This window comes from Phytohabitans kaempferiae, from assembly GCF_042433955.1.
Lineage (GTDB): Bacteria > Actinomycetota > Actinomycetes > Mycobacteriales > Micromonosporaceae > Phytohabitans > Phytohabitans kaempferiae.
The window spans coordinates 96,817-118,319 of the sequence record NZ_JBHLUH010000021.1 but is presented as its reverse complement, the minus strand read 5'-3'; the positions used below and the strand labels follow the sequence as shown (position 1 = coordinate 118,319).

General features: G+C 73.2%; 22 protein-coding genes. 11 read left to right on the top strand and 11 right to left on the bottom strand.

The window, feature by feature from the left end; genetic code table 11:
* Window positions 1-34: 34 nt before the first annotated feature.
* Both ACFFIA_RS14550 and ACFFIA_RS14545 read right to left on the bottom strand, forming a co-directional pair.
* Entirely contained in the window at window positions 35-1,036 is a 1,002-nt protein-coding gene (locus tag ACFFIA_RS14550; RefSeq protein ID WP_377251052.1) for an aldo/keto reductase, read from the bottom strand.
* Complete coding sequence (locus ACFFIA_RS14545) at window positions 1,033-1,401, bottom strand: MerR family transcriptional regulator (protein WP_377251049.1); 369 nt, start codon at window positions 1,399-1,401, stop codon at window positions 1,033-1,035. Before ACFFIA_RS14545 ends, ACFFIA_RS14550 begins: the two co-directional genes overlap by 4 nt.
* 110 nt (window positions 1,402-1,511) lie before the next feature.
* Here ACFFIA_RS14545 and ACFFIA_RS14540 point away from each other — a divergent pair, with 110 nt between their 5' ends.
* The 3 genes from ACFFIA_RS14540 (at window position 1,512) to ACFFIA_RS14530 (ending at window position 3,680) form a co-directional block, all read left to right on the top strand.
* The gene (locus ACFFIA_RS14540) at window positions 1,512-2,234 is read left to right on the top strand and encodes an ABC transporter ATP-binding protein (RefSeq protein WP_377251046.1); all 723 of its coding nucleotides are present in this window, start codon (window positions 1,512-1,514) and stop codon (window positions 2,232-2,234) included.
* A complete protein-coding gene (locus ACFFIA_RS14535; RefSeq protein ID WP_377251043.1) occupies window positions 2,231-2,968 on the top strand; it encodes an ABC transporter permease in 738 nt (245 codons plus the stop codon). Before ACFFIA_RS14540 ends, ACFFIA_RS14535 begins: the two co-directional genes overlap by 4 nt.
* A gap of 97 nt (window positions 2,969-3,065) precedes the next feature.
* A complete protein-coding gene (locus ACFFIA_RS14530; protein WP_377251040.1) occupies window positions 3,066-3,680 on the top strand; it encodes a TetR/AcrR family transcriptional regulator in 615 nt (204 codons plus the stop codon).
* Here the strand turns inward: ACFFIA_RS14530 and rpsD are convergent.
* Window positions 3,668-4,276, bottom strand: coding sequence for a 30S ribosomal protein S4 (gene rpsD, locus ACFFIA_RS14525; RefSeq protein ID WP_377251037.1), 609 nt, complete (start codon window positions 4,274-4,276; stop codon window positions 3,668-3,670). The two genes, ACFFIA_RS14530 and rpsD, sit on opposite strands and share 13 nt — an antisense overlap.
* 70 nt (window positions 4,277-4,346) lie before the next feature.
* Between rpsD and ACFFIA_RS14520 the strand changes: the two genes are divergently transcribed.
* The gene (locus ACFFIA_RS14520) at window positions 4,347-5,171 is read left to right on the top strand and encodes a DUF2470 domain-containing protein (protein WP_377251034.1); all 825 of its coding nucleotides are present in this window, start codon (window positions 4,347-4,349) and stop codon (window positions 5,169-5,171) included.
* Window positions 5,172-5,309: 138 nt separating this feature from the next.
* On the opposite strand, the gene ACFFIA_RS14515 is transcribed toward ACFFIA_RS14520, so the two are convergent.
* A complete protein-coding gene (locus ACFFIA_RS14515; RefSeq protein ID WP_377251031.1) occupies window positions 5,310-7,076 on the bottom strand; it encodes an ABC transporter ATP-binding protein in 1,767 nt (588 codons plus the stop codon).
* Complete coding sequence (locus tag ACFFIA_RS14510; protein ID WP_377251028.1) at window positions 7,073-8,881, bottom strand: ABC transporter ATP-binding protein; 1,809 nt, start codon at window positions 8,879-8,881, stop codon at window positions 7,073-7,075. Before ACFFIA_RS14510 ends, ACFFIA_RS14515 begins: the two co-directional genes overlap by 4 nt.
* A gap of 106 nt (window positions 8,882-8,987) precedes the next feature.
* Here ACFFIA_RS14510 and ACFFIA_RS14505 point away from each other — a divergent pair, with 106 nt between their 5' ends.
* Window positions 8,988-9,617, top strand: a complete 630-nt coding sequence (locus ACFFIA_RS14505) for a TIGR03085 family metal-binding protein (protein ID WP_377251025.1) — start codon at window positions 8,988-8,990, stop codon at window positions 9,615-9,617.
* An 8-nt stretch (window positions 9,618-9,625) separates the two neighbouring features.
* Here ACFFIA_RS14505 and ACFFIA_RS14500 read toward each other — a convergent pair whose 3' ends face one another.
* The gene (locus ACFFIA_RS14500; RefSeq protein ID WP_377251022.1) at window positions 9,626-10,099 is read right to left on the bottom strand and encodes a septum formation initiator; all 474 of its coding nucleotides are present in this window, start codon (window positions 10,097-10,099) and stop codon (window positions 9,626-9,628) included.
* Between the two features lie 104 nt (window positions 10,100-10,203).
* Here ACFFIA_RS14500 and ACFFIA_RS14495 point away from each other — a divergent pair, with 104 nt between their 5' ends.
* The 4 genes from ACFFIA_RS14495 to ACFFIA_RS14480 all read left to right on the top strand — a co-directional run bounded on the left by ACFFIA_RS14495 (window position 10,204) and on the right by ACFFIA_RS14480 (window position 14,869).
* Complete coding sequence (locus ACFFIA_RS14495; RefSeq protein ID WP_377251019.1) at window positions 10,204-10,980, top strand: response regulator transcription factor; 777 nt, start codon at window positions 10,204-10,206, stop codon at window positions 10,978-10,980.
* Window positions 10,977-12,221 carry a HAMP domain-containing sensor histidine kinase gene (locus tag ACFFIA_RS14490; protein WP_377251016.1) on the top strand — a complete coding sequence of 415 codons (1,245 nt, stop codon included), beginning with the start codon at window positions 10,977-10,979 and terminating at the stop codon, window positions 12,219-12,221. The genes ACFFIA_RS14495 and ACFFIA_RS14490 overlap by 4 nt, the downstream gene beginning before the upstream one ends.
* Before the next feature lie 71 nt (window positions 12,222-12,292).
* On the top strand, window positions 12,293-12,820 hold the full coding sequence (locus tag ACFFIA_RS14485; protein WP_377251013.1) for a PepSY domain-containing protein: 528 nt from the start codon (window positions 12,293-12,295) through the stop codon (window positions 12,818-12,820).
* A gap of 222 nt (window positions 12,821-13,042) precedes the next feature.
* Window positions 13,043-14,869 carry an AMP-dependent synthetase/ligase gene (locus tag ACFFIA_RS14480; RefSeq protein ID WP_377251010.1) on the top strand — a complete coding sequence of 609 codons (1,827 nt, stop codon included), beginning with the start codon at window positions 13,043-13,045 and terminating at the stop codon, window positions 14,867-14,869.
* A 305-nt stretch (window positions 14,870-15,174) separates the two neighbouring features.
* Here ACFFIA_RS14480 and yczR read toward each other — a convergent pair whose 3' ends face one another.
* On the bottom strand, window positions 15,175-16,629 hold the full coding sequence (gene yczR, locus ACFFIA_RS14475) for a MocR-like transcription factor YczR (protein ID WP_377251007.1): 1,455 nt from the start codon (window positions 16,627-16,629) through the stop codon (window positions 15,175-15,177).
* A 59-nt stretch (window positions 16,630-16,688) separates the two neighbouring features.
* Between yczR and yczE the strand changes: the two genes are divergently transcribed.
* Window positions 16,689-17,450 (top strand): membrane protein YczE, encoded by a 762-nt coding sequence (gene yczE, locus ACFFIA_RS14470; RefSeq protein WP_377251004.1) that lies wholly within the window; start codon window positions 16,689-16,691, stop codon window positions 17,448-17,450.
* Here yczE and ACFFIA_RS14465 read toward each other — a convergent pair.
* The gene (locus ACFFIA_RS14465) at window positions 17,391-18,827 is read right to left on the bottom strand and encodes a beta-N-acetylhexosaminidase (protein WP_377251001.1); all 1,437 of its coding nucleotides are present in this window, start codon (window positions 18,825-18,827) and stop codon (window positions 17,391-17,393) included. The two genes, yczE and ACFFIA_RS14465, sit on opposite strands and share 60 nt — an antisense overlap.
* A gap of 59 nt (window positions 18,828-18,886) precedes the next feature.
* On the opposite strand from ACFFIA_RS14465, the gene ACFFIA_RS14460 reads away from it, so the two are divergent.
* Window positions 18,887-19,300: a hypothetical protein gene (locus ACFFIA_RS14460; protein WP_377250998.1), complete on the top strand. Its 414-nt coding sequence runs from the start codon at window positions 18,887-18,889 to the stop codon at window positions 19,298-19,300.
* A gap of 105 nt (window positions 19,301-19,405) precedes the next feature.
* On the opposite strand, the gene hisF is transcribed toward ACFFIA_RS14460, so the two are convergent.
* From hisF to ACFFIA_RS14445, 3 genes are all read right to left on the bottom strand, one after another.
* Window positions 19,406-20,167, bottom strand: a complete 762-nt coding sequence (hisF, locus tag ACFFIA_RS14455) for an imidazole glycerol phosphate synthase subunit HisF (RefSeq protein WP_377250995.1) — start codon at window positions 20,165-20,167, stop codon at window positions 19,406-19,408.
* Window positions 20,164-20,883 carry a bifunctional 1-(5-phosphoribosyl)-5-((5-phosphoribosylamino)methylideneamino)imidazole-4-carboxamide isomerase/phosphoribosylanthranilate isomerase PriA gene (gene priA, locus ACFFIA_RS14450; RefSeq protein WP_377250992.1) on the bottom strand — a complete coding sequence of 240 codons (720 nt, stop codon included), beginning with the start codon at window positions 20,881-20,883 and terminating at the stop codon, window positions 20,164-20,166. The genes hisF and priA overlap by 4 nt, the downstream gene beginning before the upstream one ends.
* Before the next feature lie 252 nt (window positions 20,884-21,135).
* Window positions 21,136-21,453 (bottom strand): hypothetical protein, encoded by a 318-nt coding sequence (locus ACFFIA_RS14445; RefSeq protein ID WP_377250989.1) that lies wholly within the window; start codon window positions 21,451-21,453, stop codon window positions 21,136-21,138.
* Window positions 21,454-21,503 lie beyond the last annotated feature (50 nt).

Genomic DNA, 21,503 nt, shown 5'->3' with positions numbered 1-21,503 from the left:
CCAGCCGACCAGGCTGGCCCCCCGCCGCAAAGTCTCAGTGGCCGATCAGGCGCATGGCCCCTTCCGCGTACCGGGCACCGGCCACCGCCCCGCGAGGCACCGCCGCGGCGAGGCGGGACACCTGCTCCGGCGTGAGTGAGATGTCCTGGGCCGCGACGTTCTCCTCCAGGTAGCGGACGCGCTTCGTACCGGGGATCGCCACCACGTCGTCGCCCTGAGCGAGTACCCACGCCAGCGCCGCCTGGGCGGGCGTGCAGCCGATCTCGGCGGCCACCTCGCGTACCGCGTCGACCAGCGCCAGGTTGGTCGGGAGCGCGTCGGCCGCGAAGCGCGGCACGCCGGTGGCGCGGAAGTCACCGGGGGCGTCGAGCTGGTCGGCGCTGTTGATCGCGCCGGTCAGCAGCCCGCGACCCACCGGGGAGTACGCGACGAGCGTCACGCCCAGCTCGCGGCAGACCGCCAGCATCTCGTCTTCGACGTCGCGGCTGAACAGGGAGTACTCCATCTGCACCGCCGCGATCGGATGGACCGCGTGGGCCGCGCGGAGAGTGGCCGGGCTGACCTCGGAGAGGCCGAGGTGACGCACCTTGCCGGCGGCCACCAGCGCCGCCATCGCGCCGACCGTCTCCTCGATCGGCGTCGCGGGGTTGCGCCGGTGCAGGTAGTACAGGTCGATCGTCTCGATGCCCAGCCGCGCCAGCGACGCTTCGCACGCCCCGGTGGCCCACGCGGCGGTGCTGTCGATGCGCGTACCCGGCACGGCCGAGCTGCTGGCCCCGGCCGGCAGCCGGATGCCGAACTTCGTCGCCAGGAACACCTCCTCCCGGCGCGCCCGCACCACCGGCCCGAGGAGCCGCTCGTTGGCGCCGCTGCCGTACGCGTCGGAGGTGTCGAGGTGGTTGACGCCCAGGTCGAGCGCGCGGTGGAGGGTGCGGGTCGACTCGGCGTCGTCGGCCGGCCCGTACGCCATGCTCATGCCCATGCAGCCGAGCCCGATGGCGGCGACCGGCGCGCCCCCGATGTGGCGGATCGTCACGGCAGCTCCTGCTCCATCTTCCCGTACACCTCGATCTTGTAGTTGAGCACCTTCAGGTCATCCTCCAGCTCGGCGATGCGGGCGAGCACGCGGTCACGGTGCGCCTCGAAGAGGCGGCGGCGGTCGCCGAGCGTCCTGTCGCCCTCGCGGGCCAGCTCGGCGTACTCGCGCATGTCCCGTACGGGCATGCCGGTGCGCCGCAGACGGGTCAGCAGGAGCAGCCAGTCGACGTCCTGCTGCGTGTACCGCCGGCGCCCGGCCGAGTCGCGCCCGACCGGCTCGACCAGCCCCTCCTGCTCGTACCAGCGCAGGGTGTAAGTGGTGAGACCGACCTGCTCGGCGGCCTCGCTGACCGTCATCGTCATGCGCCCCACACTTCCAGTTCGAGCCCACTCGAAGTCAACCCCCGACTTGAGTACCGCCAAGATTTCATCTAGCGTTGATTTCAACGGACAATGAGTTTTGGGAGGCCATCATGACCAGCGCGATCGAGGTCACCGACCTCGTCGTGGAGCGGGGCAGGAGGCGGGTGCTGCACGGGCTCACGTGCACGATTCCCCGCGGCAGCGTCACCGGGCTGCTCGGTCCCAGCGGCAGCGGCAAGACCACCCTCATGCGGGCGATCGTGGGCGTCCAGGTCGTCAAGTCGGGCGCGATCACGGTGCTCGGCGAGCCGGCCGGCTCGGCACCGCTGCGCCGCAAGGTCGGCTACCTCACCCAGGCCCCGAGCGTCTACGCGGACCTCACCGTCCGGGAGAACGCGCGCTACTTCGCCTCGCTGTACGGGTACGACGCGGCCACCGCCGAGCGGGCGGTCGCCGACGTCGGGCTGGCCAACGCCGCCGGCCAACTGGTCAGCACGCTCTCCGGCGGCCAGCGCAGCCGCGCCTCGCTCGCCTGCGCGATGATGGGCGAGCCCGAGCTGCTCGTGCTCGACGAGCCCACCGTGGGGCAGGATCCGGTGCTCCGCGACGAGCTGTGGAAGCAGTTTCACGACCTCGCCCACCGCGGCACCACGATCCTCGTCTCCAGCCACGTGATGGACGAGGCGGGGCGCTGCGAGCGGCTGCTGCTGATCCGCGAGGGCGCGCTGATCGCCGACGACACGCCCGCGGCGGTGCGGGCGACGGCCGGCACCGACGACCTCGACGAGGCGTTCCTCCGGCTCATCAGGGCACAGGAGGTGGCGGCGAAATGAACCCTCGCATCCTCGGCGCCACGATCATCCGCATCCTGCGCCAGCTACGGCACGACCCGCGCACGATCGGCATGCTCATCGCCGTTCCCGCGCTGCTGCTCGCGCTGCTCTCGTACATGTACGACGACCAGCCCGCCGTCTTCGACCGCGTCGCGCTGGTGATGCTCGGCGTCTTCCCGTTCGTGATCATGTTCCTGGTGACCAGCATCGCGATGCTCCGCGAACGCACCACCGGCACGCTGGAGCGCCTGCTCACCACCCCGCTCGGCCGGCTCGACCTGCTTTTCGGCTACGGCATCGCGTTCGGCCTCGCGGCCGCGGCGCAGGCGTCGGTGGCGGCCGCGCTGGCGTACTGGCTCTTCGGCCTCGACACCGCCGGCAGCATCTGGCTGGTCATCCTGATCGCGGTGGTCAACGCGGTGCTCGGCGTCGCACTCGGCCTGTTTTGCAGCGCCTTCGCGCGCACCGAGTTCCAGGCCGTACAGTTCATGCCAGTCGTGGCGATCCCACAGATTCTGCTGTGTGGACTGTTCGTGCCCCGGGAGCAGATGGCGGGTTGGCTGGAGGCGATCAGCAACGTGCTGCCGCTGTCGTACGCGGTGGAGGCGCTCCAGGAGGTCGGCACGCACACCGAGTCCACCGCCACGCTCTGGCGAGACCTGGGCATTGTTGCCGGATGCGTGGTCGTCGCCCTTGTCCTGGCCGCCGCCACGCTCAGACGGCGCACGACCTGACAGCAAGCGAAGCGCGGCGCACGACCTGACAGCAGGCGACGCACGACCTGACAGCAAGCAAAGCGCGGCGCGACACGTACCGGAGTTAAGGAAGCACATGGCACGACGGACCGGGCGCCGGCCCGGCAACCCGGACACGCGCGAGGCGATCCTCGCGGCCGCCCGGGAGACGTTCGCCGAGCGCGGCTTCGACGCCGCGTCCATCCGCGGCATCGCGACCAGCGCCGGGGTCGACCCGGCGCTGGTTCACCACTATTTCGGTACGAAGGAGCAGCTCTTCAAGACGGCCATGGACTTCCCGATCGACCCGGCCGAGGTGCTCCCCCAGGTGCTCGCCGGCGCGCCCGAGCAGGTCGGCGAGCGGTTGGTGCGCTTCTTCCTGCGGATCTGGGACTCGCCGGCCGGCGCGGCGGGCGTGGCACTGATGCGGTCGGCGGTGTCCAACGACTGGTCGGCGCGGCTGATGCGCGAGTTCGTGACCACGCAGATGCTCCGCCACGTGCTGCCCAAGTTCTCGGCCGACCCGGCGGAAGCGCCGCTGCGGGCGAGCCTTGTCGCGTCCCAGATGGCCGGGCTGGCCATGGTCCGGTACGTACTCAAGCTCGAACCGCTCGCCTCCGCCCCGCCCGAGGTCGTGGTCGCGGCGGTCGCCCCCAACGTCCAGCGGTACGTGACCGGAGAGCTGGGGGCACCACCCGGTCAGCGGGAGTAGAACTCCACGACAAGCTGCTCGTCGCAGATCACCGGCACCTCGCGGCGCTCGGGCAGGCGCAACAGCGTGGTCGTCAGCTCGGCGAGATCGGTCGAGAGGTACGGCGCGGTGGGCCCGTCGACGTGCGCGCCGGCCGCCGCGATCTGAAACGGCGGCTTCTGGCGGCTCGACTCGCGCACCCGCACCACCTGGCCGGGGCGAAGTCGGTAGGAGGGGCGGTCCACCTTGCGACCGTCGACGGTGACGTGGCCGTGCGCCACGACCTGTCGGGCCTGGTAGATGGTGCGGGCCAACCCGGCGCGGAAGACCACCGCGTCCAGCCGCCGCTCCAGGAGCGAAACGAGCAGCTCACCGGTCTTGGCGGAGCTGCGGTGCGCCTCCTCGAACGCGCGCCGCATCTGCTTCTCGCTGATGTTGTACTGGAAACGCAGCCGCTGCTTCTCCAGCAGCCGCACCTGATAGTCGGAGGTCTTGCGGCGCGACCGCCCGTGCACGCCCGGCGGGTAGGGACGGCGCTCGAAGTACCTGGTGTCCTTGCGGGTCAGCGGGATGCCGAGCGCCCGCGAGATGCGCGCTTTGGGTCGAGCCTGGTTCACGTAGACGTCTCCGTTCGAGTAGGTTAGCCTGCCCTTACTAAGCCTAACCTAACTGCCGGAGGTCCCCGACATGCAGCCCAGCCCCGCCGAGGTCGCCCGTACCCTGGCCGCCGGCCGGCTCCCCGGCACCGCACACATCGCCTGCCGGCCCAGCCCGCACCAGGTGCGGCACGCCACGGACTCAACCGGGCGCGTGCTGATGCTCGTACCGGTGGAGAGTGACCTCGCCGCCGCGCTGCGGCCCGCGGAGGGCAACGACGACGTGGCGGTGGTGCTGGACGTGCAGGACGTACCGCCGGTCGCCGGCTCCCCCACGCTCGGGCGCGTGTGGGTCTCGGGCTGGGCGGCTCCGCTGACCGGCGTGGAGGCGCGGCAGGCGGCGCAGGACTTCGTCGGCTCCCTCATCTGGGACTGGTCCTCGGTTGGCGGGCCCGCCAACCGAGGACCAGTGCCCGGTAACACAGACCCCGTCGGCGACCTGCTCGACCTCGGGCGCGGCCAGGTGCTCTTCCGGATGGAGCCGGTCGAGGTCCGCCTGGAGGTGGGCGGCCGCATGAGGGACATCGAGCCCGACGAGTACGCCGCCGCGGAGCCCGACCCCCTCCAGTCCGTCGAGTGGGACCTGCTCACCGACCTGGCGGACCACCACGTGCCGGAGATGGCGGAGTTCATCCAGCGGCAGCTCGCCAGCAGCGGCCACACCGGTCCGGCCGGCCCGCCGCCCCGCGTGGTCCGCCTCGACCGGTACGGCTTCGTGGTCGCCCTCGGCGCCCCGGGCCGGGAGTACCGCGCCCGGCTCGCCTTCCCCCGCCCGGTGGCCGACCGCGCCGACCTGGCCCGCCTGCTGCACCCGGTGCTCTGCCGCCGATGCGCCGACCGCACCGCGACCGCGTGACCCGGTCCGCGCCCACCGAGCCGTGACCAGGGCGTCCCGCGAAGCTTGGGAGGGCCGTCGCGGGACGCCCTGATCACGCCCACGAGCCGGGAGGTTGATTCCCGCAGCCTCGCCCGCGGCCTGGCCCGCCGGCGCGGGTCAGCGGGTCTGTTCGAGCCAGGAGGCGTACAGGCGGCCGTACACCGAATCGGGGCTCTGGACCAGCTTGGCGTGCGGGCCGCGCTGCACGATGCGGCCCTTGTCGACGACGATGACCTCGTCGGCCGCCTGTGCCGTGGAGAGGCGGTGGGCGATGGCGACCGTGGTGCGACCGCGGGTGACGGCGTCGAGGGTGCGCTGGAGGCGTACCTCGGTCGCGGGATCGACGGCGCTGGTGGCCTCGTCGAGGACGAGCAGGTCGGGGTCGGCGACGTACGCGCGGGCCAGCGCCACGAGCTGCCGCTCCCCCACGCTCAGCGCCTCGCCCCGCTCGCCCACGGGCGTGGCCAGGCCCATCGGCAGGCCCTCGACCCAGTCGGCGAGGCCCAGCTCGGCGAAGGCCAGCGCCAGCCCGTCAGAGCCGAGCCCGGGGCGGCCGAAGCGGACGTTGTCGGCGACCGTGGCGTCGAAGAGGAAGCCGTCCTGCGGCACCATCACCACACGCCGGCGCAGCGACTCGAAGCGCACCTTGTCCAGCGGGACACCGGAGAGCAGGACCGAGCCGGTGGACGGGTCCATGAGCCGGGTGAGCAGCTTGGCGAACGTGGTCTTGCCGCTCCCCGTCTCGCCCACCACCGCGACCCGCGACTTGGCCGGGATCTCGATGTCCACATCGGAGAGTACGGTGGGGCCGCCGGGGTAGGCGTACGACACGTTGGTGAAGCGGATTTCGAGCGGCCCGGCCGGCAGGTCGACGCCCTCCTTCGCCGGGTCGGCCACGTCGGGCTCGAGGTCCAGCACGTCGAGTACGCGGCGCCAGCCGGCGATCGCGTTCTGCGCCTCGTTGAGCACCTCGGTCGCGATCTGCACCGGCTGCACGAAGAGCGCGACCAGGAAGAGGAACGCGGTCAGCTGCCCCACCGAGAGCGCGCCGTCGACGCCGAGCAGCACGCCGACGATCACCACCGAGCCGAGTGCCAGGCCGGAGGCGAGTTCGCCGGTCGAGAAGCTGGTCACGCTCAGCGTGATCGCGCGGCTCTGCGCCCGCCGCTGGGCGTCGATGGTCTGGTCGAGCTTGGCGGCGGTGCGGCCGGATATGCCGTACGCCCGGATGACCGCCGCGCCCACCACGCTCTCCGAGACCGCCGCGAGCATCGCGCCCATGCGCTGGCGGACCACGCCGTACGCCGCGGCGAGGCGCTTCTGGAAGCCCCGGATCACCAGCATCGCGGGCAGGAACGCGAGGAAGACGACGAGCGTGAGCTGCCACGAGTACACGGCCATGACGACGGTCGTGACCACCACCTGGCCGGTGCTCACCAGCAGGATCACGCCGCCCCACTGGAGGAACTGGGTGATCTGGTCGACGTCGCTGGTGACCCGGGAGACCAGCGACCCCCGCCGCTCGGACTGCTGGTGCAGCATCGACAGGTCGTGTACGTGGCGGAAGGTGCGCACCCGCACGTTGGCCAGCGCGGTCTCGCTGACCGTGAAGAGCCGCCGCATCATCAGGTAGCCGCAGAGCGTGGTCACCACGAGCACCGCGGCGGTGAGGCCCACGACCACGCCGACCACGCCGAGGTCGGGGCCGCCGGGCGCGCGCAGGCCGCGGTCGATGCCCTGCTGGATCGCCACGGGTACGGCCGCGCGCCCCACCATCGACACGACCGCGAGCGCGAGCGTGCCGGCCAGCCCGGTGCGCAGCTCCGGTGAGAGGGCCAGTCCCCGGCGCAGCGTGGCCCAGGTCGAGTCGCCGCCTTCGCTCACGGCACGACCTCCTCGTACGCCCGCTCGCGCTCCCGCTCCGCCTCGGCCTTCTCGTACGCGGTCACCAGGTCGGCGTATCCCGCCACGGTCGCCAGCAGCTCGGTGTGCGTGCCGGTCGCCACCACGCGCCCGTGCTCGACGTACACCACCTCGTCGGCGAGCGCGATCGTGGCCCGGCGGTAGGCGACCACCAGGATCGTGGCGGGCGGGTCGGCGGAACGCAGCGAGCTGAGGATCGCCGCCTCCACGCGCGGGTCGACGGCGCTGGTGGCGTCGTCGAGTACGAGCAGGCCGGGCCGCCCGGCGAGCGCGCGGGAGAGGGTCAGCCGCTGCCGCTGCCCGCCGGAGAGCGTGGCGCCCCGCTCGCCCACGTGCGTGTCGAGCCCTTCGGGCAGCCGCGCCGCGAACCCGTCCGCCTGCGCCATCCGCAGCGCCGCCCACACGTCCTCGTCGGCGACGCCGGCCCGGTCGAGCGTCACGTTCGCCCGCACGCTGTCGTCGAAGACGAACGGCACCTGCGGCACCAGCGCGGTCGTGGCGGCCAGTGACTCGGCGGTCAGCTCGGGCAGGGGCGTGCCGTCGAGGAGGACGGTGCCGTGCGACGGGTCGACCAGCCGCACCGCGAGCGAGGCGATGGTCGACTTGCCGGAGCCGGTGTGCCCGACGAGAGCCACCGTCTTGCCCGCCTCCACGGTGAAGGAGACGTCTTCGATGACCGGTGTGCCGCCGTACCCGAATCGAACGGAGTCGAAGCGCAACGTCGCGGGCGTGCCCTGGGCGCCACGGGTGGTGGCGCCGTAGGGCATCTCGCCCTCAGCCGAAAGGACGCGGCTGACCCGCTCCCAGCCGGCGACGCTGCGCGGCAGCTCGGCCAGGACCCAGCCGATCGCGCGCACGGGGAAGGCCAGCACCGTGAAGAGGAACGCGACGCTGACCAGCTCGGTGACCGTGACCGCGCCCTGCTGGAGCCGCCAGGCGCCGACCAGCAGCACGGCGAGCGTGCCGAGGCTGGGCAGCGTCTCCAGCATCGGGTCGAAGACGCCGCGCAGCCGCCCCACCGAGATCAGCGCGTCGCGCAGGTCGGCCGCGCGCGTGGCGAACCGCGCGGTCTCCTCGGCCTCGCGCCCCATCGTCTTGACCACGAGCGCCCCGTCGAAGCTCTCGTGCGCGATCGCGCTCACCTCGCCGCGAAGTGCCTGGGCGCGGGTCTGGCGGGGGGCCATGCGGCGGGAGTACACGACGTTGAGCGCGAAGAGCGCCGGGAAGATGGCCGCGCCGACGAGCGCGAGGACCCAGTCGGTGGCGAAGAGCGAGACGAACGCGCCGGCCAGCATGATGACCGTGCCCACCGCGAACGGCATCGGCGCGATCGGAAACCAGGTCGCCTCGACGTCGGAGTTGGCGTTGGAGAGCAGCGTGCCGGTGGCGTTGCGCTGGTGCCAGGCGACCGGCAGTTCGAGGTAGCGGCGGGTGACCCGGCGGCGGTACGCGGCCTGGAGCCGGAACTGCATGAACCCCGCGCCCAGCCGCCGCCCGAAGATCGCGCCGACCTTGAGCAGGCTGAGCCCGAGCAGCGCGGCCGCGACCAGCGCGAGGACGCCCACCTCCGCCCGCCCGTCTTCCAGCGAGGGCACGACGACGTCACCGACGATCGCCCCGACGATGTACGCCCCACCGATCGTGAGCAGGCCGAACGCGCTGCTGCCGATCACCGAGACGGTGAAGATGCGGGGCTCCTCGCGGATCGCTCGCCCGAGGATGCGAAGGCCACGGACCAACACATCCCGGCTGGTACTCTCCGCCACCACTCCCCCGTAAGCCCTCGTGATCCTCACCCATCCTTACCGGAGGAAGCAGCCGTGGCGACCGCTTATGCGCTGTGTCCGCCATCACAGCGCTAGCGTGTGCCGCATGGCCCGCTATGCCCAAAGTGAACGGCGACTCCTCGCCGACCTCCTGCTCGCGGTCGGCCCCGACGCGCCCACCCTGTGCGAGGGCTGGACGGCGCGCGACCTCGCCGCCCACCTTGTCCTGCGGGAGCGCCGCCCGGACGCCGCGGGCGGCATCCTCATCGGCCCGCTGCGCCCCTACGCCGAGCGGGTACGCCGGTCGCTGGCCGCCCGCCCGTACCCGGAGCTGGTCGACATGGTCCGCTCGGCGCCCTGGTGGAGCCCGGTGAGCAACCGGTTCACGGACGGGCCGCTCAACACGATGGAGTACTTCATCCACCACGAGGACGTCCGCCGGTGCCAGCCGGGATGCCGGCCGCGCGAGCTTCCCCGGGAGCAGCAGGAGGTCCTGTGGCGGCGGGCCAGGGGAGCGGGCAGGCTCGCGCTGCGCCGCGTGCGCGCCACCGTGCGCGTCCAGGCCCCCGGGTACGGCGAGACGGCGGCCGGCGCGGGCGGCGACCCGGCGCGGCTGGTCGGCGCCCCCGGCGAGCTGCTGCTCTTCCTCAGCGGGCGGCAGCGTGCGGCGCGCGTGCAGGTGGACGCGGCGCCGGAGCTGGCCCAGTTCCTGCGTACCGCCAAGCTCGGCTTCTGAGCCGCCGCTCAGTCGTCGTCCACGCGGACGATCTGCGGCGTGTCGCCGGCGCAGGCGATGTGCACCTCCACCTCGCCGTTGCCGTGCCCCTTGCCGCCCCGCTCGAACGTGATCTCGGCCTCGTCGGTCGGCCCGCGGTCGTAGTCGGTGACCCGGTAGCCCGACGCCGGCGCCCACCACTCCAGCGTGACCAGGCCGTCCGCGCAGTACGCCTTGACCTGGCCGCCGGTCGGCGTGAGGAGCGTGCCCGCCGGGATCGTCGCGCTCGGCTCGGGCCGGGGGCTCGGGCTCGCGGCCGGCCCCGGAGCGCTCGTCGGCACCGGCGAGGCCAGCGCCTCGGCGACCTCCTCCTGCGTGAGCGTGGCCGCCGCCGTGCCGGTGATGCCCGCGCCGATCACGCGCACCGCACCGAGGCCGACGACCGTCGCGGCGGCCGCCGCGGCGAGCCAGCCCACCATCGCGAACGCGGTACGGCTACCCATGCCACCGACTATGCCGTGCCGCGGGTTAAGGCGGGCGCCGGGCCGCGCTAAGGGAGGGTTAACGCAGGTCCCGTGGCGTGCGGGCGCGGGATAGGTTGCGTGGTGTGGCCCGCCTGCTGCTCATCGAAGACGACCTCGCGATCCGCACCCCGCTGATCCGGGCGCTGCGCGAGCGGGGGCACGCGGTGGCCGCCGCGCACACCGCCATGGATGGGCTCCAGACCGCCCTCCAGGAGCGCCCCGACCTCGTGGTGCTCGACCTCGGCCTGCCCGACCTCGACGGGCTTGAGCTGCTGCGCATGCTCCGCGGCGTCAGCTCCGTACCCGTGATCATCGCGACCGCGCGCGACGACGAGGCGGAGATCGTGCGCGGCCTCGACGCGGGCGCCGACGACTACGTGGTGAAGCCGTTCACGGCGGCCCAGCTCGACGCCCGCGTACGCGCGGTGCTGCGGCGCGGCGCCGGCGATCCCGGCGAGTCGGCGGTGGTGGTCGGCGAGCTGCGGGTCGATCCGCGCTCCCGGGAGGCGACGCTGGCCGGGGTGGCGCTCGACCTGACGCCGCGGGAGTTCGACCTGCTGCACCACCTGGCCGCCCGCCCGGGGCAGGTGGTGACCAAGCGCGAGCTGCTGACCGAGGTGTGGCAGGTGCCCTACGGCGGCGCCGACAAGACCGTCGACGTGCACCTGTCCTGGCTGCGCCGCAAGCTCGGTGAGACCGCGCAGGCGCCGCGCTACCTGCACACGGTTCGCGGCGTGGGGGTACGCCTCTCCGCTCCCTCGGCCGCCCCGGCGGATTCCATGTCGCCGGCGGATTCGGCGTCGCCGGCGGATTCGGCGTCGCCGGCGGATTCGGCGTCCCCGGCTCCGGACGCTCCGTGAGACGGCGGCTGGCGCTGCTCGTCACCGCGACGGCGCTGCTGGTGCTGGTCGCGTTCCTCGTACCGCTCGCGGTGCTGATCCGCGCCGTGGCGCAGGACCGCGCGGTCGTCGCCGCCACCGCCGAGGTGCAGGGCCTGGTGCCGCTGGCCGCCACCACCGACACCGCCAACCTGGCCTCGCTCGCGTCGGGCGCCGGCCGTCCGGTCACGGTGTACCTGCCGGACGGCTCGGTGGTGGGCGCGCCCGCGACCCGTACCCCCGCGGTGGAGCTGGCGGCGCGCGGCACGAGCCTGACCGCGGAGGCCGATGGCGGCCGGGAGATCGTGGTGGGCGTGCAGGGACGCCCGGACGGCACGGTGGTGCTGCGGACGTTCGTGCCGGCGGAGGAGCTGTCCCGCGGCGTGACCCGCGCCTGGCTGCTGCTGGCCGCGCTGGGCGTGGCGCTGGTGCTGGTCGGCCTCTTCGTGGCGGACCGGCTCGCCCGCACGCTGGTCGCCTCCATCACCGAACTGTCCACAGTGTCCCATCGCCTCGCCGGCGCCGAACTCTCCGCCCGGGCCACCCCCTCCGGTCCGGCCGAGCTCCGCGACGTGGCCGGCGCGCTCAACCACCTGGCCGGCCGCATCCAGGACCTGCTGCGCGAGGAACGCGAGCAGGTGGCCGACCTCTCGCACCGGCTGCGTACCCCGCTGACCGCGCTCCGCCTCGAAGCCGAGGCCCTCGCCGACCCCGCCGAGGCGGCCCGCGTGACGGCCAGCGTCGACGCGGTCGAACGCGCGGTGACCGGCCTCATCCACGCCGCCCGCCGCGCCACTCCCGCGCCGGGCGGGTGCGATGCCGCGGCGGTGGTCCGCGACCGCGTGGCGTTCTGGTCGGTGCTGGCCGAGGACACCGGCCGCGAGGTACACCTCGACCTGGTGCCGCGGGCCCTCCCGGTGCCGGTGGCGGCCGAAGACCTGGCGGCGGCGATGGACGCGCTGCTGGGCAACGTGTTCGCCCACACGCCGGACGGGACGCCGTTCGCGGTGACGCTCACGCCGGACGGCGTGCTGACCGTGGCCGACGAGGGGCCAGGGCTGCCGGCGGGCGCGGGCGAGCGGGGCGAGAGCGGCGCCGGCTCGACCGGGCTCGGCCTGGACATCGCCCGCCGTGCCGGCCGCGCGCTGCACCTGTCCACGGGCCCGTCCGGCGGTGCGGTGGTCACGCTCGAACTGCTCCCCCGCCCGCCGCACGGCTCTTAGCGCGCCCTTAGCGTTGCCACAGCGCGCCCCTAGCCAGCGCCGCGCGAACCTCCATGTCAAGGAGGTGCGTCATGGCACGCAAGTCATTGCTGGTACTGGTCGTCGGCGCGGCGGCCGCGGGGATCGTGGCGACCGGGGCGGCCGCGGGGGCGGCGCTCACGGGCGGTGGGCCGACCGAGAGCTTCGGCGTCGCGGTCTCGTCGACCCCGTCCGACGACGTCACGACCCCCTCCGACGGCAGCACGCCGTCGGACGACAACTCGACCCCCTCGGACGACAACTCGACCCCGTCGGGCGACCCGACCTCGACGGGGCCGGCCGACGCGGTCAGCCTGGACCAGGCGATCGAGATCGCGCTGGGCCGGAGCGGTGGCGGCACCGTGGTCGAGACCGAGCGCGAGTGGGAGCACGGCCGCCCGGCCTGGAAGGTCGAGATCGTCAAGGGCGGCGTGGAGCACGAGGTCTACGTCGACCGGGAGACCGGCGACATCGTCAAGTACGACCAGGACCACGACGACGACCGCGGCGGCAGCGGCCGGGGCGACGACGACCGGGACGACGACCGTGGCGGCAAGGGCCGGGGCGGTCACGACGACTGAGCCCTGGTGAACGTGCCGCGCCTCGCCGCCATCGGCGGGGCGCGGCCTTTTCGCCGTGTGTCGCGGGGTCTGCTCGCGGCCTCCGGCGCTCGCGGGCAGGCGGGACACGATGCGATGTGAAGGCGCCGGGACTTGGCGAGAGGCCGTCGCGTCAATACCCTTCAGTAACACTACCTTAACGTGACGGCGGTCACGTCGTAGACCTGTGAGGCGGCCCCCGCTATGTCTCTTGAGATTCCTTACCGGTCCATACCGGACATGTTCCTGAAACGCATCGCGAGCACCCCCGATCGCGACGCGCTTGCCCACCCCGCGCCCGACGACTCCGGGCCGGTGTGGCTCAAGTGGTCCGAGATCGGCCGGCGCTCGAAGGCGATCGCCGCCGGGCTGGTCGGGCTCGGTGTCGGCACCGAAGACCGGGTCGCCATCATCTGCAACACGCGGATCGAGTGGATCCTCGCCGACCTCGGCATCATGTGCGCGGGCGGCGCGACCACCACGGTCTATCCGACGACCGAGCCGGAGGACGTCGCGTACATCATCGGCGACTCAGGCTCGACCGTCGTGATCGCGGAAAACCCCGGCCAGGCGGCCAAGCTCGGCGGCGCCGTGCTCCCCTCGGTCAAGCACGTCGTGCTCATCGATGGCGCCGCCGACCCGGAGGCGTCGCCCCCGCAGACCACGCTCGCCGAGCTGGAGGCCGCGGGCGCGGAGCGGCTGGCCGCCGAGCCCGACCTGATCGAGAAGATCGTCGAAGGGCTCACCCACGACCACCTGGCGACGCTGATCTACACGTCGGGCACCACCGGCCGGCCGAAGGGCGTCGAGCTGCTCCACGGCGGCTGGTGCTGGGAGGCGGTGGCGCAGGCCGGCCCCGGGCTGATGGAGCCGCACGACCTTCAGTACCTGTGGCTGCCCCTCTCCCACTCGTTCGGCAAGACGCTGATCTCGGGCATCATCCACGTCGGCATGCCCACGTACGTCGACGGTCGCCTCGACAAGCTGGTCGACAACCTCGCGGTGGTCAAGCCGACGCTGATGTGCGGCGCGCCGCGGATCTTCGAGAAGGTGTACAACCGCGCGGTCTCGTCGGCCCAGGACGCGGGCGGCGCCAAGGCGAAGATCTTCGCGTGGGCCGTGGCCACCGGCAAGCGGAAGGTGGCGCTGGAGCAGGCCGGCCAGCCGGTGCCGCGCGGGCTCGCGATCAGGTACGGCCTCGCCAACCGCCTCGTCTTCAGCAAGCTCCAGGCCCGGCTGGGCGGCCGCATCCAGAAGCTGGTCTCCGGCGCCGCGCCGCTGTCGGTGCCGATCGCGGAGTTCTTCGCGGCGGCGGGCCTGCCGATCGGCGAGGGGTACGGGCTCACCGAGACCAGCGCGGGCAACTTCGTCAACCGGCGCGACCGAGTCAAGATCGGCACATGCGGCCCGGCCCTCGGCGACCTCGAAGCGAAGATCGCGGAAGACGGTGAGGTGCTGCTGCGCGGCAAGCCGGTCATGCGCGGCTACCACAACCTGCCCGAGGAGACGGCCGCCGCGTTCACCGAAGACGGCTTCTTCCGCACCGGCGACATCGGCGAACTCGACGCGGACGGCTTCCTGCGCATCACCGACCGCAAGAAGGACCTGGTCAAGACGTCCGGCGGCAAGTACATCGCGCCGTCGCACATCGAGGGCCTGTTCAAGTCGCTGTGTCCGTACACGTCGCAGGTGGTCGTGATCTCCCAGGGCCGCAACTACTGCACGATGCTGGTCACGCTCGACCCCGACGCGATCGTGGGGTGGGCGGCGGGCACGCCGCTGGCCGGCAAGTCGTACGCGGAGATCTCCGCGTCGCCCGAGGCGGAGGCGATGGTCAGGGGCTACGTCGACGAGCTGAACACGAAGCTCAACCGGTGGGAGACGGTCAAGAAGTTCACGATCCTGCACCGCGATCTGACCATCGAAGACGGCGAGATGACCCCGTCCATGAAGATCAAGCGCCGGGTCGTGGAGACCAACTTCTCCGGCGAGATCGACAAGATGTACGAGGGCACACTGGCCGAGATCTGACGCCACCTCGGGGCGCTGGCCGAACCTTCGGGCTGGGTGCGGGCGCCCGAGGTGGCGCGGTGTGGCTTTTGCTCTGCTCCCCTCACGTCCGGATGCTTCTTCGAGGGGAGCAGAGCAAGCCCTCGCTGGAGACTCTTCAGTCGAGGTGATCGCGCTCAGCAGTGGTCGAGTCACCTGTGGGAGAGGCTGTCGAGCCGGGCTTCGAGGGATCGCGGTCTGTCCACAATGGCCACTCCTGGATGTGCGCGGTGGCCGGCGGGGCGCCGGCGGGGTGGGCGACTCGCGGGCTGTGGCGTGTGGGGCGGTCAGGTGAGGATGGCGGGCTCGCGCCACCGCGGGCGGCGCGGGCGCTCGAGGTCGTAGCGGACGGCCGCGAGTCGCTTCACCGCGTCTTCGAGATCGGACGCCGGCAGCGTGAACGGCAGCCGCACGAAGCGCTCCAGCGTCCCGTCGACGCCAAACCTCGGGCCCGGCGCGAGCCGCACGCCCATCTCCTCGGCGGCACGGGAGAGGGCGCTCGACACCGGCCCGTCCAGCTCGGCCCAGAGGGTCAGGCCGCCGCGCGGGACGCGCACGCGCCACTCCGGCAACTCCCGCCGCACCGCCGCCACGAGCGCGTCGCGCTGCTCGGCGAGCTGGCGGCGGCGCGCCGGCACGATCGTGCCGGCACGGTCGAGCAACTGCACCGCCACGAGCTGGTCGAGCACCGGGCTGGCCATGTCGACGCCGACCCGGAGCGCGGCGAGGCGCTGCACCAGCGGGGCCGAGGCGCGCACCCAGCCGATCCGCAGGCCGCCCCAGTATGGCTTGCTCATGCCGCCGATCGAGACCACGCGCGAGTGGCGGTCGAAGCAGGCCAGCGGCGGTGGGACCTCGGTGCCGTCGAGCGGGAGGTCCACAAAGGACTCGTCGACGACCAGGTCGGTGCCGGCGGCGTGCGCCGCGGCCACGACCCGCTCGCGGAGCGCGGCCGGCATCAGGTGACCGGTGGGATTCTGGAACTCGGGGATCAGGTAGGCCAGCCTCGGCCGCGTCTGCCGCAGCCCGTCGAGCAGCAGGTCGGCGTCCCAGCCCTCGTCGTTGTCGAGGCCGTGCGTGGCGATCCGCGCGCGCCGTGCGGAGAGCGCGGCCAGCGCGTTGGGATAGGTGGGTGACTCCAGGAGAACGGGCGCGCCGGGCGGGGCCATCAGCCGGAGCACCAGGTCGAGGGCGTGCTGCGTGCCGCTGGTGACCATGATCTGGTCGGGGCTGGTGGTGAGCCCCCGGTCGGTGTAGCCCTGCGCCACCGCCTCGCGCAGCTCGATGATGCCCGTGGGGTGGTAACCGGCGCCGGAGAGGTAGCGGTGCAGCCGCTGCGCGGCGGCCGCGGCGGCGGGCATCAGGTCGGGCGGGGCGGCGAGCGCGGCACAGCCCAGGTCGATCATGTCGAGGTCGTCCTGCGGGGTCCACAGCCCGGAGCTGGCCACCTTGTGGCCGCCGGGGAGCGTGGTCCAGCTGCCCGCGCCGCGCCGGCTGGTGAGGTGGCCCGACTCGCGCAGCTCCCGGTAGGCCGCCGTCACCGTCGTGCGGCTCACCTTGAGCGCCTCGGCCAGCTCGCGCTCGGCGGCGAGGCGCACTCCCAGCGGCAGCCGCCCGTCGGCGAGCAGCCCCCGGATCGCGCCGGCGAGGGCGGCGTAGTCGGGATTGCGGCGGCGACCCGGCAACGCGTGCCAGTGGCCGAGCAGGCGCGCGAGCTGGCTCCCCCTGACGGTGCTGGTCATGCCACCCTCCCATGATTGGCCCTTGGTGAGAGTACCAATCGAGCCCGAGAGTGGACACCATGTTGGTGATCGAGCGGGCCACTCGCCGGCTGACTCAGCTCTCCGGCGGGCTCGTGCTCTACGGCGCCAGCATGGCCCTGATGATCGAGTCGCGGCTCGGCCTCGACCCGTGGGACGTGTTCCACCAAGGGCTGTCCGACGTCACCGGCGTGCGCTTCGGCTGGATCGTGATCCTCGTGGGCGCGGCCGTACTCCTGCTGTGGATCCCGCTCCGCCAGCGCCCCGGCCTCGGCACGGTGGCCAATGTGGTCGTGGTCGGCCTCGCCGCCGATGCCACGCTCGCGCTGCTTCCCACGGCCGAGCCGATGGCGCTGCGGATCGCGTTCCTGGTCTCCGGCGTCGTGCTCAACGGCGTCGCCACCGGCCTCTACATCGGCGCCCGCCTCGGCCCCGGCCCGCGCGACGGCCTGATGACCGGTTACGTGGCCCGCCGCCCCGGCCGCTCCGTCCGGCTGGTCCGCACGGTGATCGAGGTGACGGTGCTGGCGGTGGGCTGGCTGCTCGGCGGCACGGTGGGCGTGGGCACGGTGCTGTACGCGGTCGCGATCGGCCCGCTCGCCCACGTGTTCATCCCGCTCTTCACCGTGCCGCCGCGCGAGCCGTCGCGGCCCGAGCCGGCCCCACCAGCAAGCCCGACACGCGGAGCCCCGCCGCCGGCGCGAGCCGAGCCGGCGGCGGCGGACGGGCTACCCGTGCCGCGCTCAGGACAACGGGCGGTAGCGGACCCCCAGCCGGTCCAGTCGGCCGAGGTGACCCGCTAGCCGCTGCCGGAACTCGCCGAAGTCGCCGCCCGGCCCGCTCCACCCCAGCTCGGCCAGCGCCGCCAGCCTCGGGAAGGCCCGCCACTCGACCAGGTCGGTCGTCGGCAGGTACTCGCTCCACACCTGCCCCTGCACGCCGATCACACCGTCGTCGGGGCGGTAGCCGTACACCTTCTCCAGCGGGAGCGGCCCGTTGATCGCCAGCGGCTCGCTCGGGTCGTCGACCGTCTCGGCCCAGTCGAGGTACGTGTGGCTCTGCGGTGCGGCGACCACCGGATGGCCGGCGTCGAGCGCGGCGCGTACCCGATGCTCCGCCTGCCACGCGAAGACCGTCGCGCCGGGCGGCGCCTGGCGGTCGACGAGCTCGTCCCAGACGGCCACCTTGCGCCCCCGCGCGGCCAGGTGCTCGGCGAGCCGCCCGGTCCACCACCCCTGCACGTCGCCCACCTCGGCCAGCCCCAGGTCGGCCACGCGGGCGAGCGCCTCGGGGCTGGCTCGCCACTCGGCGGTGGGGACCTCGTCGCCGCCGATGTGCACGTACTCGAACGGGAAGACCTCCACCACCTCGTCGAGCACGTCGAGCACGAACGAGAGGGTGGCGTCGGAGAGGTTGAGGATGTGGGTCGAGATGCCCCAGCTGGTGCGCACCTCCAACTGCCGCGACGGATTGTTGCCCAGCGCGGGGTACGCGGCGATGGCCGCCTGCGTGTGGCCGGGCAGGTCGATCTCCGGCATGATCCGGACGCCGCGGCGGGCGGCGTACGCGACGAGGTCGCTCAGCTCGCGCTGCGTGTAGAAACCCCCATGGGGTACGCCGTCCGCGCGCTCCTCCCGCGCGTGGCCGGCCGGCGACTCGCGGCGGAAGCCGCCCACCTCGGTGAGCCTCGGGTACTCGCGCACCTCGAAGCGCCACCCCTGGTCGTCGGTGAGGTGCAGGTGGAGGGTGTTGAGCTTGTGCCGGGCGAGCAGGTCGACGTACCGGTAGAGGAACGGCATGGGGTGGCACCAGCGGGCCACGTCGAGGAGGGAGCCGCGCCAGGGGTACGCGGGGCGGTCGGTGACCTCGACGCAGGGCAGCCGCCTCGGCGCCTCGTCCGGCACGAGCTGGAGCAGCGACTGCACCGCCCAGCGCAGCCCGTCTTCGGTGGCGGCGGTGGCGGTTACCCCGTCCGGGGTGATGGCGAGGTGATACCCCTCCGCGCCCAGGGTCGGGTCGGGTTTGATCTGAAAGGTGATGCTTCCGCCCTCGGCGAGCGGGAACGGCAGCAGCTCACGCACCAGGGCGGTGATCGCCGGCGGGCCGGTCACGCCGGCTCCCTCGACGAGCTCGAAGTGTCCATCATGGACGGTGGCGGCCGCGGATCGAGGAAGCAGCATACTGATCAGCAAATCACATGGACTAGAGGGAAGCGGGCCGACCAAGGCATCATGTCGCCATGGCGGAGGCGGGTTGGGATAGGAGCGACGCTTGGATCTTCGTCTCGGTGGTCATCGGCGGCGGTGCCGGCCGACACCTGAGGTCACCAAATACCCGCCGTCCCGAGGGCGTGCCCCTCGCCGGGCTGCTCGCCACCGCTGAGCGCCTCCAGGACGCCATCCCGGCACGCGAGGAGGTGGAAAACGCCGTCCGGCGGCTGCACGGCGCCGATCTGGTCACGGTGCAGGAGGGCTTCTTCCGCCTCACCCCGGCGGGCGAGACGCTGTGGCGCACCAGGCCGCGCTCCGGCCTCTCCAGCACCGTCGACACCATGCACGCCATCCTGACCCGCAGCCGCCCGCCCGGCCACTCCGCCTGGACGCTGGCCGAGACGGACTACGCGGCCGCGGTCCGCTCCGCTTTCGCTCCCTGAGCCGCGGGCGCCCTTCCCGGCGCCCGCCGCCCCTCCGCGCCGCGCTCCCCTGTGGGCTCCGGCCGGGGGCCGCTCATCGCCTCGCGGTCCCCGTGTGCGCGGCCCTCAGCGGACCGGGCTGCCGGCGGCGCGCAGTGTCTGCTTGACCTCGCCGATCGTCAGCTCGCCGAAGTGGAAGACGCTCGCCGCGAGCACCGCGTCGGCGCCCGCCCCGATCGCGGGCGGGAAGTGGTCGCGGGAGCCCGCGCCGCCGCTCGCGATCACCGGGATGTCGACCACCTCCCGGACCGCGCGGATGAGCGGGAGGTCGAAGCCGGCCTTGGTACCGTCGGCGTCCATCGAGTTGAGCAGGATCTCGCCGGCGCCCAGCTCGGCACCGCGGCGGGCCCACTCGACCGCGTCGAGGCCGGTGCCGCGGCGGCCGCCGTGCGTCGTGACCTCGTAGCCGCTGGGCGTGCCGCCCGCCGCCCGTACGTCGAGCGAGAGCACCAGCACCTGGTTGCCGAACCGGTCGGCGATCTCCGCGATCAGCTCCGGGCGGGCGATCGCGGCCGTGTTGACGCCCACCTTGTCGGCGCCGGCGCGCAGCAGTGTGTCCACGTTGTCCACCGAGCGCACGCCCCCGCCGACGGTGAGCGGGATGAAGACCGACTCGGCCGTGCGGCGTACGACGTCGAGCATCGTGCCCCGGTCGTCCGAGGAGGCGGTCACGTCGAGGAAGGTGAGCTCGTCGGCACCGGCCGCGTCGTAGGCGGCGGCCAGCTCGACCGGGTCGCCAGCGTCGCGCAGGTCGACGAAGTTGACGCCCTTGACCACCCGGCCCGCGTCGACGTCGAGGCAGGGGATCACGCGCACGGCCACGGTCACGACAGGGCCGCCAATGCCTCGGGTACGGTGAACGCCCCCGCGTACAGCGCCTTGCCCACGATCACACCCTCCACGCCCTCCGGCTCCAGAGTGGAGAGCGCCCGCAGGTCGTCCAGAGTGGAGACACCACCGCTGGCGATGACCGGCTTGTCGGTGCGGGCGCAGACCTCGCGGAGCAGCGTGAGGTTGGGGCCGGTGAGCGTGCCGTCGCGGTGCACGTCGGTGACCACGTAGCGCTGGCAGCCCGCCTTCTCCAGCCGCTCCAGCACCTCGAAGAGGTCGCCACCGTCCTTGGTCCACCCCCGGGCGGAGAGCGTGTGGCCGCGCACGTCGAGGCCGATGGCGACGCGGTCGCCGTACTCGCTGACGACCCGGTCGCACCACCGCGGGTCTTCGAGCGCGGCCGTGCCGATGTTGACGCGGGCCGCGCCGGTGTCGAGCGCGCGGCGCAGCGACTCGTCGTCGCGGATGCCGCCGGAGAGCTCGACCGCCACGTCGAGCCGGCCCACGACCTCGGCGAGCTGGTCGGCGTTGGAGCCCCGGCCGAAGGCGGCGTCGAGGTCGACCAGGTGTACCCACGACGCGCCGTCGCGCTGCCAGGCGAGGGCGGCGTCGAGCGGGTCACCGTAGACGGTCTCGCTGCCGGCGGCGCCCTGTACGAGGCGGACGGCCTGGCCGCCGGCGACGTCGACGGCGGGAAGGAGGACAAGGCTCACGGAGACTCCAAGCGAGAAGGACGAACCAGGGCGTATCTGGTGGATCTTGTGGTTTGCGAGGCGAGGTCCAGGCGGCGGTCCGGTGGTGCCGGGCGGAACGCCGCACACCGGCGTGGGCGAGCTGTCCGGCTCGGTGATGGCGCACGACGCGAGCCGCGACCATCGGACTGCCGTTGTGTGCGGCCTTGCGACCGGCGCCGCCGGTCGTCGTCCGGGCCCATCGCAGCCCCGTGAAGATCCACCAGACACGCCCTAGGTGCGGCGGCCGAGCGCGATCACCACGACGGCCGGGAGGACGAGCACGAGCAGGACGATCAGCACCAGGCGCAACCCGAGCGGATCGACGAGGAACCAGGCCGCGGCGACCGCCACGGTCGTGACCGCGGCGATGCCGGCCCGCTCGATCCGGCTGCGGCGGGCCAGCAGCGTGCCGGTGCGGCGGCGACGCGGAAGGGTCGGCTTGAGGCGGCGCAACGCCTCCCGCCGCTGGCGACGCCGGGCGGCGGCGGCCTTCTCGCGCGCGGCGACAGCCTCCCGCTCCGCCCGCCGTCTGGCCCGCTCCTTAGACACCGGCGGCCCCGCCCGGACCCACGCCGCCGGACCCGCGCGAAGCCGCACCG

Coding starts and splice junctions, on each gene's coding strand:
- ACFFIA_RS14545 (WP_377251049.1), bottom strand. CDS start 1,401: ATGACGATGACGGTCAGCGAGGCCGCCGAGCAGGTCGGTCTCACCACT.
- ACFFIA_RS14500 (WP_377251022.1), bottom strand. CDS start 10,099: ATGGGTAGCCGTACCGCGTTCGCGATGGTGGGCTGGCTCGCCGCGGCG.
- ACFFIA_RS14530 (WP_377251040.1), top strand. CDS start 3,066: ATGGCACGACGGACCGGGCGCCGGCCCGGCAACCCGGACACGCGCGAG.
- yczE (WP_377251004.1), top strand. CDS start 16,689: ATGTTGGTGATCGAGCGGGCCACTCGCCGGCTGACTCAGCTCTCCGGC.
- ACFFIA_RS14540 (WP_377251046.1), top strand. CDS start 1,512: ATGACCAGCGCGATCGAGGTCACCGACCTCGTCGTGGAGCGGGGCAGG.
- ACFFIA_RS14460 (WP_377250998.1), top strand. CDS start 18,887: ATGGCGGAGGCGGGTTGGGATAGGAGCGACGCTTGGATCTTCGTCTCG.
- ACFFIA_RS14520 (WP_377251034.1), top strand. CDS start 4,347: ATGCAGCCCAGCCCCGCCGAGGTCGCCCGTACCCTGGCCGCCGGCCGG.
- ACFFIA_RS14480 (WP_377251010.1), top strand. CDS start 13,043: ATGTCTCTTGAGATTCCTTACCGGTCCATACCGGACATGTTCCTGAAA.
- ACFFIA_RS14465 (WP_377251001.1), bottom strand. CDS start 18,827: ATGCTGCTTCCTCGATCCGCGGCCGCCACCGTCCATGATGGACACTTC.
- ACFFIA_RS14485 (WP_377251013.1), top strand. CDS start 12,293: ATGGCACGCAAGTCATTGCTGGTACTGGTCGTCGGCGCGGCGGCCGCG.
- yczR (WP_377251007.1), bottom strand. CDS start 16,629: ATGACCAGCACCGTCAGGGGGAGCCAGCTCGCGCGCCTGCTCGGCCAC.
- ACFFIA_RS14535 (WP_377251043.1), top strand. CDS start 2,231: ATGAACCCTCGCATCCTCGGCGCCACGATCATCCGCATCCTGCGCCAG.
- ACFFIA_RS14505 (WP_377251025.1), top strand. CDS start 8,988: ATGGCCCGCTATGCCCAAAGTGAACGGCGACTCCTCGCCGACCTCCTG.